The sequence below is a fragment of the Variovorax sp. J22G73 genome, assembly GCF_030317035.1.
In the GTDB taxonomy this organism is placed as follows: domain Bacteria; phylum Pseudomonadota; class Gammaproteobacteria; order Burkholderiales; family Burkholderiaceae_C; genus Variovorax.
In genome coordinates this window covers 222,696-239,766 of sequence record NZ_JASZYK010000005.1, presented here as the reverse complement: position 1 = coordinate 239,766, position 17,071 = coordinate 222,696, and the positions used below count along the sequence as shown (strand labels likewise).

Here is a 17,071-nt window from a genome sequence, read left to right as displayed (position 1 = left end):
CTTGCCTCTGCTACTGCTTCAGCGCACGCTGCTCCCCCGGCGTGAGCGACTGCCGCTGCGCCGCCGTGAGCGTGCCCGCGCCCAGCACCTGCACCACGCCGTTCGGGTCGTAGGCCGCGCGCGCGTCGCGGTCCTTCGGCGCGCCGTTGGTGCCGGCGCCTGCGCCGCCGCCCTCGCCTTCGTTGCCGAAGCCCAGCACGCGCACGGTGAACACCGAAGGCAGCGCCTGGCGTTGCGCCGTGCGTTCGCGCTGCAGCACGTCCTGCGCGGCGGAGGCCGCCTGCGATGCGGCGGCGCTGGCGTTGGTGAGCGCGCCCACGTTCACCGCCGCGATCGTCGGAATGCCCACCGACTGGCCCTTGACCTGGATGTTCTCCGCGTTCACCACGCGCAGCGCCGCCAGGTTCACGTTGCCCGACACGCGAATGCCGGCCTCGCCCGCGTCGATGGTGCCCAGCGGGGCGATCAGGTCGATGTCGCCCGGCGGCACCTCGGGCAGCGGGTTCAGCGTGGCCAGGCCCGCGCCCGTGTTGGGCGTGGTGGGCGACAGGCTCACCAAGCCCACGTCGTCGTAGGCGCGCCGCTGCGGCGTGTAGACCACGGTCGACTTGGAGCCACGCCCGGCGTTGATGTCGCCCTGCGCCGACCACGCGAAGATGTTGCCGCCGAAGGTGGTGAAGACGCGGCTCTGGCCCAGCAGGATGCTGCCGTTGGAAAAGATCTCGATCTCGCCCGCGCCCTGCGTGAGCACGCCCGAGCCCTCGCCCGGCACGAAGCCGCCGTCCACGCCCACCAGCGTGCGCCCGCCCGGCACCATGAGGCGAATGTCGCCGCCGAAGTCGGTGTGGACGCCCGCGTCCTGCACCTCGTAGTGCGGCACGTTGTAGCCCGGGCTGCCGATGGCGACCCACTCCGCCTTCGAGATGTACTTCACACCGGCCTTGGGCCGCGTCGTGAAGGTGCGGTCGACGTAGTTCTCGTAGTACAGCGCGCTGCTGAACATGGTGAGGTCGCCCTGGTAGTCGATGGCGCGCCCCTGCGCGTCGTGCGTGGGAAACAGCGTGGCGATGGCTTCGCGACCGCGCAGGTAGCTGCCCTCGCGCGGGCCGCCCGCGGCGTTGTACTCGCGGCCCGCGGCCTTCAACTCGGCGTAGTACACCGGGCGCAGGAACGCGCGCTGCTGCTCGGCTGGCAGCGCCGCGAAGAAGGCGCGCGCGTCCATCGACGCGGCGTCGAAGCGCAGGCCCAGGCCGTTGCGCTGGCCCTCGCCGAAGCGCCCCTCGAGCCAGTTGACCAGGTGCAGCTGGCTGGCCAGGCCGTATTCGCGGCGCAGGTCGCGGTTGGGGGCTCCACTACCTGCACCACCACCACCGCCGCCGGCGGACTGCTCGTGCGCCTGCTCGATCTCGGCCTGCTTGCCCGCCAGGTAGGCCGGCGCGCCGGCCTCGTCGCCGCCGTAGCCGAACTGCGCCTTCAGCCAACCCGCCAGCGTGAGGCGGTCGTTGTACACCGCCACGGCCTTGCCGGGCTGGTCCGCCAGCGGCTGGCCGGCGGCGGCCTGGTTGGCCGGGTCGAGGTAGCGCGCCGCAAAGGCCGCGTAGTCCGGCCCGTTGCGCCCCACGCCCGCGGCCACCACGATGCCCGCGCCGCTGCTGCGGTCGCCCGGCGTGATGTTCGCGACGGCGCCGATGCTCTTCAGCTCGGCCTTGTCGGCCATGTACACGTCGCGCCCCGCCGTCACTTCGAGCAGGCCGGGGCCCGCCACGTAGAAGGTGCTGTAGCGCACGTCGCGCCCGGCCTGCACCACCGACACGTCGTCGGGGTTGTTGTGCACGATCAGGTTGCCGCGCGAGCTGCCCTGGTCCACCGTGATGGGCTTGAGCGGCGCGCTCGCGTCGGCGCGGTTGATTTGCGTGGTCCAGCCCAGGGCCTCGACCGGCGCCGTGTCGTACTCGCCCAGGCCGCTGCCCGCGTTGACGATGTCGCGCCCCGCGCGCAGCGCCACCGGGCCGCCGCCTTCGTACCAGGTCGGCAAGGGGCCGGGGATGCCGACCGAGCTGCCTGATCCGCGGTAGACGATGGAGCCGGTGCGCACGCCGATCACGTCGCCTTCTAGCGCATAGAAACGCGCCGGCTGCTGCCCTGTCGCGCCGTAGCCCGAAGCGCTCGGCGACTCGAGGCTGAACAGCGGATACCGCTGGTTGCCCTCGCCGGGCCTGAAGGTGTCGACGAAGACGCTGGCCGGCAGGCCGTCGGGGCTCACGTTGCTGAGCTTGCGAACGCCGAACCAGCTGCGCTCCAGGCTGCCGCTGAAGCCCGGGTTGAACGGGCTCGGCAGGCCGCGCGGGTCGGCGCCCGACTGCGTGAAGGCGTAGCCACCGGCATAGATCGAATCGCCCGCCATCAGCTCCAGCTGGCCCGCGCCCTCATGGGTGAATTGGGGCCCCACGGGCGAAGGCGCCAGCATGACGCCCACGGGCGATTGCACGGCCTTGTTGCTGCCGTCGACCGCGCCGGTGATCGAGTTGCCATAGAACAGGCTGCCGCTGGCCGCGACCGCGCGGAACATCGAGGGCACCACATAGCGCCCGTCGGTGGCCTGGCCGTCGCCGCGAAAGCGCTCGCCGACGATGGCGCTCGACGGCGCGAGGTTGCCGCCCGCGGCGAACAGGTCGATGGCGCTGGCCGGGGTCCACAGCGAGAACCAGCTGTAGCCGTCGCCCTCGCGCCGCACGCCTTCGCCGACGAACGGCGTGCCGTTGTTGAACTGCGCGACGCGGCCCGCGTCGCCCACGCTGCCCAGCACGAGGTCGCCGCGCGTGTCGATGCGCACCGCCGCGTCGCCCGTCACCAGCAGCGGCCCGCCGCCGGCGATGGACGAGGTGGCGGTGTAGACCTGGTAGGCGCGCGACTCCTCGGGGTCGGCGCGGTCGAAGCGCAGCTCGATGCCGCCGACGGAGCCGGCCTGCACGCGCAATGCGCCGCGCAGGTTGACGAAGGTGCTGTTGAGGTCCTGCCGGCTGCCTTGGTACAGCGACTGCGGCGTGGGGTTGTCGCCGATGGGGAAGGCACGCAGCTCGACCACCGGATTGAGCCCGCCGCCGATGCGCACGTCGAGGTCGCCGCCGCCGGTGAGGCTGAGCTGCTGCCGGTCGGCCGACACGCGGCCCGTGCCGGCCACCACCAGGTTCAGGCCGGTGCTGCGCGACACGAAGCTGCCGGCCAGGTCCATGCGCCGGGTCAGCATGCCGGCGTCGCCGCCGGCCTCCAGCACGAGGTTGCCGCCGCCGAGCGTGCCGATGCCGGTGAAGCCGGTCATGTACGGCAGCGTGCCGAACAGGTTGTATGCCGTGCTCGCGCCGGGCACGTAGCTGCCGAAGTTGATCCACCATGCGGTGGGCACGCCCTCGCTGCCGGCCACGGCGCTGCCGGTGCCCTGGCGCCACAGCCAGTTGCCCACGTCGGTGCTCGCGGGCATCGGGCGCACCGGGCCGATGGCTTCGGTGCGCGCCTGGGTCGGCTTGCCGACGAGGTCGCCGCGCACGTCGCCCTGCGCGCGCACCAGCACGTTGCCGCCGTGCTCCGGATACCACGCGCGGTACAGGCTTTGCGCACCGCCGTCCACGAAGGTTTCGAAGGCCGTGCCGTCGGGGCCGAGCACGCTGCCGTCGACCTGGGCGCGCGGCAGGTTGTACGCCGCGGCGACACCCTTGGCCTGCGTGCCGGCGGTGTACACGCCGTAGGGCGAGCTCATGGTGAAGTCGCCGCCCGAGAGCAGGTCGAGGTCGCCGGTGCCCGTGCGCAGCACGCTGAACAGCTGCTGCGTGGCCGGCACCGGCACGGTCTTGGGCAGGGAGCCGAGCGGCGCCCAGGTCACGAGGTTGCCCAGGCCCATATCGTTCAGGCTCAAAAGCGCCTCTTCGCCGCCCCACTCGTCGACATCGATGAGCGTGCCCGGCGCGGCGCCGATCTGGTTCTGCGAGTCGCCCATCCAGTAGTAGTTGCCCGCCACGCCCGGTATCGGCGCCTGCAGCACCAGGCCGTTGCCCATGCCGTAGTGCGTGTCGGCCATCATCAGCCGGCCGTTGGCGCCGCGCGGGCGCAGCGCGCGGGTGTCGGCGGCCTGCGTGTCGGCGCCGGCCACCAGGCGCATCGACCACGACTGCGAGCCCTCGGCCAGCATCGGCGCCAGCGCCAGGTTGCGTCCCTGGTTGCCGTTGGCGTCGGCCGGGCGCAGGTTGACGAAGTCGACGTCGCCGGGCAGCTTCACCAGGGTCTCGGCGGGCACTATCGCGCCCCTGGCCAGCTTGAGCGAGCCGGCCAGCACCACGCCGTTGACGGGCACGTCGGGCAGGCCGTCGCCGTTGTAGTCGGGGCTCGGGGTGTCGTTGATGGCGCCCGGAGGGAACGGCAGCGGCACGCCGGCCGGCCAGGTCATGGCCGCGACGCGGGCGTCGCCCGGCAGGCGGTTGCCGGCGTCGAGCTTCATGCCGGGGCGCAGCGTGACGGCCTGCGCCAGCACGCTGCCCGCCGCATGCAGCACGTTGCCGGCCGCGTCGCGCACCGCGCCGCCGAGCACCGTGCCCGCGGGCAGCACGAAGTCCTGCGAAAGCGTGGCGGTCGTTGCCAGCACGGTGCCCGCGCGCAGGCTCATGGCCTGCATGGGCAGCGCGTAGTTCAGCGTGCGGCCCGGCTGAAAGAAGGTGCCTTCGGCCAGCTCGGCCATGCCGCCGCGCGGCACGACCACGTCGCCGCCCCAGGGCACGCGGCCCTTCACCAGCACCCAGCCGCTGTCGCTCGGCGTGGGCTGCAGCACCGAGGTGTCGAAGCCGTCGGTGATGCTGCCGTACACGTTCAGGTTGCCGCCCGCGCGCAGCACCAGCGCACCGGCCTCGCCCGACCCGTAGGTGGCGGTGAGCGGCGTGCGCGGATTGACGCTCGCATAGCGGTGGCCCGACAGGTCGATGTCGCCGTCGATGTGCAGGTCGCCGTCGGGCGTGGCGCTCGCGATGACCACGCCGGGGCGCAGGTGGAAGGCATCGCCGTAGGCGCGCAGACCGGCGAGCCGGGTGTTCATGAGGTTGCCGTTGGCCAGCACGTTGGCCATGAAGGCGGTGCTGTCGCCATGCTTGGCGTCGAGGTAGGCCTGGTCCACCACCTGGTACGCACGGCCGTCGGCGGTGGCGTCGGTGCCGTAGGCGGCGTCCCTGTAGGTCCACGAACCGTTGACGGTGACGGCGCGCGCGCCGTCGATGCGCAACTGCCCGGTCGCGTCGATGGCGATGTCGTTGCCGCGCGCGCCGCCGATGCGCTGCGCGTTGAGCTCCACGGTGCCGAAGGACTGCGGTGTGCCGTTCGTAGCGTTCGTGCCGTTCATGCCGTCGGTGCCGGCGCGCAGGTCCATGCGCGCGCCGCTTTCCAGCACGAGGCGCCCGCTGCCCGCGTCGATCTCGATGACGGCGCGGTTGGGCGCCTCTATCACCTGGCCGTAGCTGTCCACGCGCAGCACGCGGCTGTGCGCGTCGAGCAAGGCCGCGCCGCCGATGTGCACGCCGTCGCGCGCGGCCAGGCGGATGCTGCCGACCTGCTCGCCGCTCGCGTCCACCGTGCCGTTGACGGCCAGCCGGCCGCCGTCGACCGACACGCTGATCTCGCGCGCCTTGAGTTCGTCGCCCAGCACCAGGTCGCCCTGCTTGAGCTGGAAGCTGCGGCTGCCGAACACGCCGCCTTCGTTCAGGCGGCGGTTCAGGCCCGTGAAGTCGTCGATGCGCTGGCCGCGAATGTCCGCGCCGCCGGCCGCATACGGCACGCGCGTGCCGCCTGCGTCGTAGCCGCCGCTGCTGGCGCCCGCGATGGACCCGAGCAGTTCGATGGTGCCCGCGCTTTGACTCACGTTCTCGGCCAGCGCCAGCACCGTGAGCTTGCCCGCGCGGTTCTGCTCGGCGGACATGTCGATGCGCGAGCCGGCCGACTGGCGCACGTCGCCGGCGCGGCTTTCAAGAATGACGTCGCCGCCCCAGCTGTACTTGGGCACGTCGAAGAAGTCGATGCGCCGGCCCGACAGGTCGATTTGCGCGCCGTCGCCCAGCCGCAGGTCGCGACCGGCCGAGGCCGTGAGCTTGCCGCTGGGCAGCGCGATGCGGCTGTCGAGCGAGAGGTTGCCGCCGGCGTCCAGGCCGATCTCCGCGCCGAGCGCGTCGGCCAGCGCCTGGCCGGACAGCGCGGGCGCGATGCCGCCGGCCGGGGCCGACAGCACGATGTCGCCGCCCGCCTTGATCTTGTTGACCGAGCCGGCCTGCCCGGTGAGCAGCGGCGCCTGAATGCGCAGGTTGCCGCCGCTGAAGGCGTAGCCCTTGAGCGCCTCGTCCCATGCGCCCTGCGACTGGTACACCGACAGCGAGCCGGTGTGGTTGGCCGTGATGCGCTCGCTGGCGTTGAGCACCACCTCGCCGAAGCCGAGCACCAGCCGGTCCGCGCCGTGAACCGTGTCGGGCCGGCTGCTTGGGCCGTAGCCGAACTCGATCTGCCGGGCGTCGATCTGCAACCGCCCGCTGCCGCTGCCCGCGCCGCCTGCGGCCACGAGGCCCGGCGACGTGGCCGAGCCGTTCCACACCAGGATGTCGGTGCGGATGCGTGCCAGCGCATCGGCGCCGCCCGCTCCGTAGAGGGCTGGCGCGGTGAGCACCAGGCGCTCGAGCGACGAGCGGCCGGTGACGGGGTCGATGGTCGAGAGCTCGACCGAGTCGTGAAAGTTGACGGCGTCGCGCGCGGTCAGCACCAGGTTTTCGAGCGCGGGCGCGCCGCTGGAGGTGTCGCCGCGCAGCAGGCGGTCGAGAATGCCCTGGTTCAGCTTCAGGCCCGGGGGCAAGGCGTTGCGCGCGGCGGCGTCGGCCAGCGCGGCCTCGCTGCCGACGTTGATGCCGCCCACCGACAGCACCAGGTTGCGCGTGCCGTAGCGCGAGGCGTCGCGCAGCTCGAAGCTCTGGTCGGTCGAGGCCGCGATGGTGCCTTCGGAGTAGAGCTGCGTGATGCCATGGCACAGCGAGCCGGTGGCGCAGGCCCCGATGTCGATGCGGCCCGCGCCCGTGTCGGGCGAGCCGCTGAAGCTGGGCGCCAGCAGGTCGAGCCAGCCGTTGGACACCGCCAGCACGCCGTTGAAGCCGGGCGCGTACACGAAGCCGTCCTTCGAGTCCCAGGCCGCGCGCCCGCGGCCCAGCGTGTTGATGCCCGCGCCCTGCTCGACGACGATGGCGCCCTGCTTGTCGTTGGTGACCAGAAAGACCTCGCCCGCGCGCAGCACCGCGCCCGCGCGCAGCACGATGTCGGCGGCGGCGGTGGCAAAGCCCGCGACGTTGGCGCGCTGCGAGGTGCCCGTGTAGTCGGTGAAGTCCACGCTGGGCAGCCCGCCGATGCCCAGGCGCGGCGCGCCGATCGCGTTGAGCGCATCGGCATTGACCGAGATGCCGTCGAACCCCGGCGTGCGCGTGGCGCCGTCGGGCAGCACCTCGTAGCGCACGCCGCCGCCCACCAGCAGCGTGCTGCCGCCGAAGCCGCCCTCGCCCGGCGTGTAGTCCACCCGGCCGGCGAAGCGCAGCGCGGGCGCATCGCCCAGGGCGCCTCCCCTCTCGGGCGTTGCGAAGTCGAAGCGCAGCATCTTCGCGTCGCGCTCCAGCATCGGGCGCGGCACGCCGAGGCGCTGGGCCTGCGCGATGGCGAAGCCGGCGTAGGAGGTCTCGTTGTACTGCGAGTAGCTGCGCAGCGTGTCCGCCGGCGTGACGAAGACCTGCGTGGGCAGCGCGTCGTGCACGGCGGTGTTGGCCGTGCCCAGCTGCGCGGCGGCCGCATAGGAGCCGTTGCGCATGGGCACCGTCACGCCCGAAGGCGGCAGGCTGGCGGCCAGGCCGTTGAGCTCCACGCGGAACGCGCCGGGCAGCAGCGCGAAGGTGGACGGCATCAGCGTGTAGGTGCCCGCGGGCAGGCCGGGCACGCCCGCGCCGATGGTGATCTGCCGGCCCAGCGCCGGATCGCCCGCGCCGTGCTCGTTGACCAGCGGCGCATAGCTCGGCTGCGCGCCGGGCACGATGGCGTACACCGGGTTGGTGGCCAGCCCCGGCAGCGTGAAGGTGCCGCGCGCGGTGGTCTGCACCAGCGGGTTCATGCGCGCATCGGTCGAGCCGCCGCGACCCGCGAGGAACGCGGCGCCGGTGAGTTCGCCGCCGCCGCTCAGGTCGAGCACGGCGCCTTCGCGCACGTTCACCGCATGGGCGGACAGCGTGACCGAGGGGTCGTTGCCGACGCCCTTCCACGCCACGTCCTTGCCGTCGTGCATGTAGCTCAGGCCGTCGAGCGTGCCGCCATACGGCATCGTGAGGCCGTTGGCGCTGACCGAGGTGACGCCGCCGGGCAGCAGGTTGACCTCGCCGGTGCGCGAGTCGCCCCCGACGGAGCCCAGCGTGATGTCGCCCAGCGGCGCGCGCAGCACGCCGCCCTGGTTGACCACGGCCGCGGCGAAGCTCAGCCGGCCGAACACCGAGTAAGGCTGCGCGGGCAACGGTGCCGAGGGGTCGCTGCGCTCGATGGTCAGGCTGCGCGCAGGGTCGAACTCGCGCACCAGCGTGCCGTAGGAGTCGACGCCACCGCGCTCGCCCACCATGAAGCTGCCGCTGTCGTTCATCGCGGGGTAGATCTGCGACGCCGCCAGCATGAGGTTGCCCGGCGTGTAGAAAGTGGCCGCCTGCGACAGGCGAAGGTCGCCGCCGGAGCGCATCGCGATCTGGTCGAAAGCCAGGCGCTCGACCGCCAGCGGCGTGCTTACGTTCTGGATGATGGTGCCGCGCGCGCCGGTGTTGACCACGCCGACGATGTCGATCAGCTGCGCGTCGAGCAACAGGCTGGAGCCTTCGTCCACCAGCGGCAGGCCGAGCGCGCCGCCACCCGCGCCGCCGTTCTTCGAGCCGCGCACGGGGTTGGGCATGATGTAGTTGTCGGCCTGCGTGCGTGTGCTGCCGGCCAGGCGGATGTATGGCGCGGCAAGCCTTACCTGCGCACCCGCCTTGGCACCTTCGGCCAGGTCGATGGCGCTGGCCGTCACGCGCAGGCTCTGGCCCATGCGCAGGTCGATGTCGCCGTCGAAGCTCACCAGGCCGTTGGCCATCAGCGACAGGTTGCCGAAGCCGCCGGCGGCAATGCGGTCCACGCCGATGCGGGCGCGGCCGTAGGCCAGGGCCGTTTCGCGCTCGCCGGCCTTCAGGTTGCCCGAGAGGCCGCTGTCGCCTTGCGACTGCGCCAGCACCAGCTCGCGCGGCACGCGCACCGCGTCGTCCACGTTGATGCCCTTCAGGTCCTGGCTGCCCACCACGCCGTAGTTGGGTGTTTCCAGGCTCAGCGCCAGCGTGCCGCCCGCGGCGCCACTGCCCGCGGAGCCGCCTGCCGCCGCGCGCAGGCTGCCGTCCAAGAACAGGCCGCGGTACGAGGCCAGCGAGATCACGCCGCCGTCGCTCGCCACCTCCACGCTGCCGCGCCCGGGCAGGTCCAGGTTCGCCGAGGCGCCCGAGGCATCGAGCCGCGCGCCGGGGCGCACCACCACGAAAGCGTCAGCGGCATCGACCTGGCGCGCGTCGGCGACGTAGGCCGCGCCGATGTCGATGCGCCCGCCCTTGCCCACGCGGCCATAGACGTGGCCTTTCGAATCGACCGCCGTGTCGGCGCGGCCGGCGGCGTCGAGCACCGCGTGCTCGCCGATCCAGATCGACGTGGCATTGGCCGCGCCCGAGGGCCGGTTCACGTCGTTGCCGGTGCCGAAGCCGCCCGGCAGCACGCCGATGCGCCCGCCCCACGCGTTGAGCGTGCCGTCGATGGTGATCTGCGCGTTGCCGGTGAGCGTGAGCGCGCGGCCCGGATCGACCGAGACCGTGGCGCCCTCGCCCACCACCAGCGGCGCCTGGCTGTAGACCGAGCCCGCGTTGAGCGCCAGGTCGGCGCCGGCGCGCTGCGTGAGCACGCCCTTCAGCGGGTCTTCCTGCCACAGCGGCGGCAGCCAGCGCTGCAGCACCGCCGACGGGTCGGCACCCGTGGGCGTGGCGCGCGCCGCGGCCGGGTCGGCGCGCAGCACGGGCATGGCCACGTCGATGCGCGCGCCGCCGGCCACCTGCACGCCCTGCTGGGCGCTCACGCTGTAGCGCGAAAAACCGCTCTGGAACAGGCGGTCGTCCAGCACCAGCAGCGGCTTGACCGCCACGTCGACCGGCAGCCGGTTGCCCGCCATCATCAGCGCGCCCTCGGCCAGCACCACGTCGCGCCCGAAAGCCGTGCCCGCGGCCACCGTGGCGTTGTAGTCGGCCACCGGCATGCCGTTGGGGAACGCGGCCGCGGGCACCACATAGCCCGGCGCCATCTTGCCGCTGATGTTGACGAGCTCGGTGCCGGCCGGCACGGTGAAGCCGCTCAGGTAGATGCTGCCGCTCTTGCTGTAGACGACCACGTACTCCCAGGCCACGGTCGCCTGCGGCACCACCCAGGCGGCGGGCAGCGTGTAGGGGCGCGCGTCGGAGAACACCGGCATCGACTTCAGCGCCTCGCCCGGCGCCACGGTGTTGGCGACGTAGCTGAAGTCGTCAGGCAGCACGGTGCCCGCCGGAATGCGGAAGGCCTCGGCCAAGGTGAGGTGCACCGGCACGGCTTCGCCCGCCGTCAGCCGGCCCGCGTTGGCGAGCACGCCGCCGCCGATGGCGACGCCGATGCCGGTGTCCACCGTCAGCGTGCCGCCGCCCTTCACGCCGTGGCCGCGCAGCTCGCCGTCGAGCAGCAGCCCGCCGGTGCCGCGGCCGTCGCTGTCGTACTGGTTCGAGCGCAGCGCGATGTCGCCGCCGCGCCCGCCCAGCACAGAGGCGTCGGCCATCAGCGCCGCGCCCGACGAGGTGTCGATCACCGAGCCCGCATGCAGCCGCACGTCGCCGGTGCTGCTGATGGCCACGCTGCCGCCGTTCACGTACGGCAGGCCGGCGATGTCCGCGGGGTTGCCGCGCAGGTTGCTCCACAGGCCGCGCGTGTCGAGCATGACGCCGCTTTGCACGCTCACGCCCGGCGTGTAGCCTTCGCGCTTCGCCGTGGCAATCGGCTGGTCGAGCCAGTTCGTGGTGCTGCCGGCCTGCAGCCCGCTCACCATGTTCCCCAGCGCGATGCTGCCGCCGCGCGCCGAAAGGTTGGCGTTGATGTCGACCTGCGTCGCATGCAGCGCGATGGCACCGCCGTTGCTCACCGCCACGTCGGCATCGACCGCGATGCCGCCCGTGGCATAGGCCTCGAAGCCGCCCAGGTGCAAGCCGTTGAGCCAGCCGGCGTCGAGCCTGATCTTGCCGTTCAGCGCCTCGGGCAGCGCGTCTTCGAGCTTCAGGTCCTGGGCAACGGACGATGCCGCGGAAGGTGCCCCGCCTATGTCGATGCGCTCGGCCAGCGCGCTGGGGGTGTCGCGCAGCATGCCGGTGTCGGTGTTGAACGACGGGCGCAGCTGGCCGATGACGAGCTGGCCCGCGCGCGGCGCCGCGGCCTGCGACTGGCGGTAGCCGTCGAGCGCCGCGTCGGGCGCGTTGCGCTGGCGGTCGCCCTGGAACACGGTGGCCGCGACGTCGCCCTCGAGCACCGCCGAGGCGGTGCCGACGATGACGCGGCCCGCGTCGCGCCCGAAGGTGTAGCCGTTTTCCAGCCGCTCGCGCGCGCCGATCAGCGGGTTGTAGAAGTACTCGGTGGTGTTCTTGCCCCAGCGCTCGTGCGGGTTCTCGAAGCCGCGGTACACGCCGCTGTACAGCAGGTCGCCCGGCGCGCTCGCCAGGTTGTAGAGCCGCCCGTCCTTGCCCATGAGCCAGCTCTGCTTGATGACGCCGGTCTGCACGTCCACCGAGCCGCCCGACACGTTGATGGCCGAGCCCGCGCGCGTGACCAGCTCGCCGCCGCCGAAGGCCACGGTGCCGCCCGAGGCGGCCCATTCGCCGATGCCGTGGCCGTCGGTGTTGAGGTAGCCGCCAACTTCCAGCAGCCCGCCGCCGGTGTACCAGCGCTCGGTGGTGTAGCCGTTGGTGCCGGCCGGCACGCGCACCAGGTAGCGGCGGTCGACCCACAGGGTGGCGTTGTTAAGGTTCTTGCTGTCGCGGTTGCCCGGCGCATCGCGCTGCTCGTTGCCCTGGACATTGACCTCGACGTTGTTCGACGCCATGGCCACGCTCACGCCCACCGCGCCCGCCACGTCGATGGCCGCGCGCTCGGCCAGCTGGATGCGGCGCGCGGCGTTCACGTTCACCTGGCCGCCGGTGGCCAGCGTCATCGAGTCGGGCTCGAAGGCCACGTCGCCGCTCGATGCGATCTGCACCAACGACTGGTCGCGGCGGTTGTACACGCCGTCGGACAGGTTCGCGGACTCTTTCAGCAGCGCGTCGCGCTGCACGTCGAGCGCGCTGGCGCTGCTGCTGTCGAGCAGCACGGCGCTCACGCTGCCGGGTGCCAGCGTGACGCGCGCGTCGGCATCGCCGGCGGCATTCAGGTGCAGCGTGCCGCGCGTGGTCACGCTGGTGCTCGACACCAGCACGCCGGCCTGCTCCACCGTGTGGCCGGTCAGCGTGATGTCGCCGGTGAGCGCCTGGATCAGCCCCGAGTTGGAGACGCGGCCCGCGCTGCTGTCCTTCAGGCGCAGCGGCGTGACCTCGTTGCCGCGCGTGCTCGACTGCTGGTTGCTGTCGGTGCCCATGCCCTTCTTGATGACGAAGCTGTCGCCCGCCGCGAGCAGTGTCTGGCCGCCGGGCGTGGCGATGGTGCCGTGGTTGTGCGCCTCGCGCCCGGCCAGCAGCACATAGCCGCCGCCCTCGGTCACGGTCTGCGGCTTGCGCGTGGAAATGCGCGCGCCGGCTTCCACCACCACATCGGCGGTGGCGTTGCCGTTCGACGACGCGGTGGACGTCACGTTCAGGTCGTTGGCCAGCGTGGGCACGAAGCCTGTGCCCAATGCCTGGCTGTAGAGGCCGCGCTTGAACTGCGCGTCGGTCATGCCCACGGCCGACGCCAGCAGGTTGCGCGTGTCGACCTGGCTGCTGCCGCTGAAGACGATGCCGTTGCGGTTGACCACCATGACGGTGCCCTCGGCCTGCACCTGCCCCTGGATCTGCGAGGGCCGGGCCTTGGGGTCGTTCACGCGGTTGAGCACGGCCCAGCTGGGCTGTTGCTCGAACTTCAGCGTGGTGTTCTTGCCGACGTTGAAGGTCTCCCAGTTCAGGATGGCCTTGTCCGCCGTCTGCGTGACGGTGACCACCGCGCGGCCGCCTTCCTGCGAAGGCACCGGCGTGTTGGCGTTGGCCCAGCCGGCGGTGAGGCTTTGGGTGTCGACCTTCAGGCCACCGTCGGCGAGCCCGTCGGGCACGCCGCCCTGTCCGCTCTCCAGCGCCGCGCGCCGCGCTGCCTCTTGCGCCGCCTGTTGCGCCGCGATACCGCGCGCCGCGATGTTCAGGTTGCCGATGGAGCGCTGCAACTGCTCGGCCGCGCGCTGCTGCTGCGCCTGAGGGCTCGTGAGCGTGGACGCGGCCATGCCGTTGGGCAGGCGCCCGGTGGCCACGGCCGTGTTCTGCGCCATGTTCTTCTGCGCCATCCAGGCGCCGCTGAAGGCCTGCTGCGCGTGCGCGCCCTCGGCCGTGGCGCCGGCGGCGAGCATCAGCGCGATGGCGTGTACCAGCGGCGTGAGGCGCGCCTGCGGAAAGAAGAAAGAAGGGTTCGGATTGCGCCGGGACACCGTGCTGCTGCGTTGCATGCGGACTTCCATGGGTTCGTGTTTCATTGCTCGAATCGATGCCACGAAGCACGCGCCCGGAAGGCGAGCGACCCGTGGTCTACCGAGCTATGACAGCGAAGCGGCGGCGGGACTGCACCATGTCACGAAATCTTCATGAAGCGGCCGCGACCGTCCAAGGGCATGCAGGTTCACGCGCGGCCCAGCCCCAGCAACACGATGCCGCCGGGCAGCTCGGTAAGCTCCGCGCCGTACACGTCGCGCACCAGGAAGGCCACGTCGTCGAGCCGGTCGATCGAGAAGCTCGCCTGCACCTTGCTGCGGCCCAGCGCCTCGCTGGTGATGACGAGCCGGCCGTGGCGATAGCGGTTGACCTCGGCCACCACCTCGGCCAGCGGCACCTGGTTGAACACCAGCTGGCGCCGCCGCCAGGCGCTGACGATGCCGGTGTCCACCGCGGCGACGGGGCCCAGCCCGGCGGCGCCGTAGCGCAGCTGGCTGCCCGCGTCGAGCTGCGTGCGCTGCGCGCCACGGGCCACTTCGACGCGGCCCGCGAGGCAGGTGACGCAGACCTCGCCGTCGAGGTTGCGAATGTTGAAGCGCGCGCGCAGCGCCGACACCGTGCCGCCCGCGGCGCTGACCTGCACCTGCGCGGCGCCGGCCGCGTCGGCGAGCACCTCGGCCTCGCCGGCCAGCAGTTCGAAGGCGTCGCCTTTTCCGGCACCACCACTGCCGGCACGGGCCGCGTTGCCGGTGCGCTGCATGTTGATGCGCGTCTGCGTGTTCATCTGCAGCACGGCGCCGTCGCCCAGCGCCACCTCGCGCTGCTCGCCGGTGGCGGTGTGGTAGTCGGCGCCCCACTCGGCCACGGAGGTCCACAAACCCAGCGGCGGCGACACCGCCAAGTAGGCCACGGCGGCCGCCGCGGCGCCGCCGAGCAGCGCGCGACGCCCTGCTACACGCGAAGGCACACGCGCAGGCACAGGCAGGCGCTGGCGCGCGACGCGCTCCTCTTGCTGCTGCACGCGCAGCGCGGCCGGCGCCATGGCCTGCCACACCTCGCGCGCCCGCGTGAAGGCCTGGGCGTGCAGGCGGCTTTGCGCGCACCAGCGCTTGAAGGCGCGCGCGTCGTCCTCGGTGGCCTGGTGCGAGCCGAGCCGCACCACCCAGGCCTGCGCTTCGCGTTGCAGGGTCGTCATCGGTCCACCTCGTGCGGGGTCGGCAGGGCTCGCGGGGCCAGCCGGGCCATCGGAGCCTTTGGATCGGGGTTCTTCAACTGCCATCACGCTTAGACTGTTTTCCCGCCCCGGGACCGAAGCGCTGCACAAAATCCCGGCCCAGCCGCTCGCAGCAATGCTCCAGGCCGGCGCGCAATTCCTTCTCCACCGTGCGCACCGACACGCCATAGCGGGTGGCGATGTCCTTGTGCGGCATCTCGTCCACGCGCGCCGCGTAGACGATGGCCCGGCGGCGGCGCGGCAACTCGGCCAGCGCGCGCTCCAGCGCCTCGAGTTCGTTGCGGGCCTCGGCGCCGCGGGCGGGGTCGGCCATGTCGTCGGCCATGTCGTAGAGCTCCTCGACCTCGCCCACGCTCAGCAGGCGCGCGTTGCTCTTGCGCTGGTCTTCGGCCACGTTGAGCGCAATGCGGAACAGGTAGGCCGAGGGGTAGCGCACCGCGTGGCGCACGGTGGTGTTCTCCACGCGCAGGTAGGCCTCCTGCAATGCGTCGTTGGCCAGGTCTTCGGACCCCAGGCGAATCTGCAGGTGCTTCCTGAACTGGGCGTAGCGCGCGAGAAACAACGCGCGCAGCGAAGCCCTGATCGAATCCGGCATGCGCGCGGCCCTCAGCGTGCGCGCAGCGGCGCGCGCGACACGTAGGGCCGGCAGTCGCGGCCCGGGTCGGGGCGCGGTGTCAGCAGGATGGTCAGGGGCTGCGCCAGCGTGGGCGGCGGCGGCGCGTCGAGCGCCAGCGCGCGCAGGCTGGCCAGCACGGCGCTGTCGCGCTCGGGAATGCCGCTGCCTTCGAGCAGGCGCGTGTCCTCGACAAGGCCCTGCGCGTCGATCCACAACTGCAGGCCGAGCCGGAAGCGGCCGAAGGCGTCGGGCTGGGCGATGCACAGCACGCGGGTGATGGAGCGTTGCAGCACCTGCGCATAGGCTGTCTGTGCGGCCGCTTGCGTCACCTCGGCGGCGCGCGCCGCGCGGGCCTCTTCAGCGCGCGCGCGAGCTTCCACCTCGGCGGGGGCGGTCGGCGTCTCGGGCATGAGCGTGAAGGCGTCGGCGGCGCTGTAGCGCGCGACCAGGCCGGTGCCGTCGAGCATGCGGCGCAGGGCCTCGCGCGGCGCGAGCTCGCCGTTGACGGCGGCGGCCTGCTTGCCCGCCGTGAGGCTGCTGGCCACCAGCACCGAATGGCCGGTGATGCGACCGAAGCGGGCCAGCGCGCTTTCCAGCGGCTGGGCCTGCAGGTCGAAGTACAGCGTGCCGGCGCTCAGCTCGCCGGAGGCGGCCACGCCCTGCGCGGCGGCCAGGCGGGCGCTCATCATCAGTGCGAGAACGAAAAGACACCAGGGCAAGGTCGGGGCGCCGCCGGGTGCGGAATGGCGTGTCATGTGGCGGAGCTGGTGGCGGGAGGGCCAGAAGGGCCAGGAGGGCGGAAGCAACGCAGCGCCTGCGGTCGCCCGCACTCGGCCTGTCTCCGCTCCTGTGGTGTTTGCGCCGAAGGCTAACGGCGGCGCGTGACCGACATGTGACGCCGGGGCCGCACCGGTGTCGCACTGAGGCCGCGCCAGGGCATGCAGTGCCGCACTGTCGTTTCCAGGTCTTCACCGTGACTTGCAACGTGGCTAGCATGCGACCCCACGGAGGACGGTGCATATGAAGAACGGTTGTGGGCGGTGGGCGGCGTGGGCTTGCGGGCTGGGCATTGGCCTGGGTGCCATCTCGGGGGCCTTTGCCGGAGACGTTGCGCAACAGGTGACGGACGACGCGACGGACAAGGTGGCCAGCGCAGCAGCCGACACGCAACCCGTTTGCGCGGAGGTCACCGTCAACGGCGTGCGCACGCCCTCCTACGAATGCCTGACGCAGAAGCTGCAGCCCAAGGCGCCGCCGCAAGGGCCGGACGGCGCGCAGCCGGCCCAGCCCGGGCTGGCTTCCGAAGCCATCGTGCTGCGCCCGTCGAACCAGCTCGGGCTGTTCAACCGCGCGGCGACCAGCACGCGCATGGGCAACACCTTCGGCACGTCGGTGTACCCGCAGCGGCCGCCGCAGGTGCAGCCTTCGTTGCCCGTCGGACCGCGCTGACCT

Annotated in this window: 5 protein-coding genes and 1 pseudogene; 1 reads left to right on the top strand and 5 read right to left on the bottom strand. The window is 72.4% G+C overall.

The genetic code is table 11. The features are described from left to right. Nucleotides 1-10: 10 nt before the first annotated feature. The 5 genes and pseudogenes from QTI51_RS20555 to QTI51_RS20540 all read right to left on the bottom strand — a co-directional run bounded on the left by QTI51_RS20555 (nucleotide 11) and on the right by QTI51_RS20540 (nucleotide 16,374). On the bottom strand, nucleotides 11-13,786 hold the full coding sequence (locus tag QTI51_RS20555; protein WP_286515425.1) for a filamentous hemagglutinin family protein: 13,776 nt from the start codon (nucleotides 13,784-13,786) through the stop codon (nucleotides 11-13). Between the two features lie 170 nt (nucleotides 13,787-13,956). Beyond that, entirely contained in the window at nucleotides 13,957-14,811 is an 855-nt protein-coding gene (locus QTI51_RS20550) for a FecR family protein (protein ID WP_503011533.1), read from the bottom strand. A gap of 24 nt (nucleotides 14,812-14,835) precedes the next feature. Next, nucleotides 14,836-14,964: pseudogene (locus QTI51_RS39095) on the bottom strand (FecR/PupR family sigma factor regulator); the annotation flags it as partial. A gap of 73 nt (nucleotides 14,965-15,037) precedes the next feature. After that, nucleotides 15,038-15,598: an RNA polymerase sigma factor gene (locus QTI51_RS20545; protein ID WP_286515423.1), complete on the bottom strand. Its 561-nt coding sequence runs from the start codon at nucleotides 15,596-15,598 to the stop codon at nucleotides 15,038-15,040. Between the two features lie 11 nt (nucleotides 15,599-15,609). Beyond that, nucleotides 15,610-16,374 carry a secretin and TonB N-terminal domain-containing protein gene (locus tag QTI51_RS20540; RefSeq protein WP_286515422.1) on the bottom strand — a complete coding sequence of 255 codons (765 nt, stop codon included), beginning with the start codon at nucleotides 16,372-16,374 and terminating at the stop codon, nucleotides 15,610-15,612. Between the two features lie 265 nt (nucleotides 16,375-16,639). On the opposite strand from QTI51_RS20540, the gene QTI51_RS20535 reads away from it, so the two are divergent. Continuing rightward, on the top strand, nucleotides 16,640-17,068 hold the full coding sequence (locus QTI51_RS20535) for a hypothetical protein (protein WP_286515420.1): 429 nt from the start codon (nucleotides 16,640-16,642) through the stop codon (nucleotides 17,066-17,068). Nucleotides 17,069-17,071 lie beyond the last annotated feature (3 nt).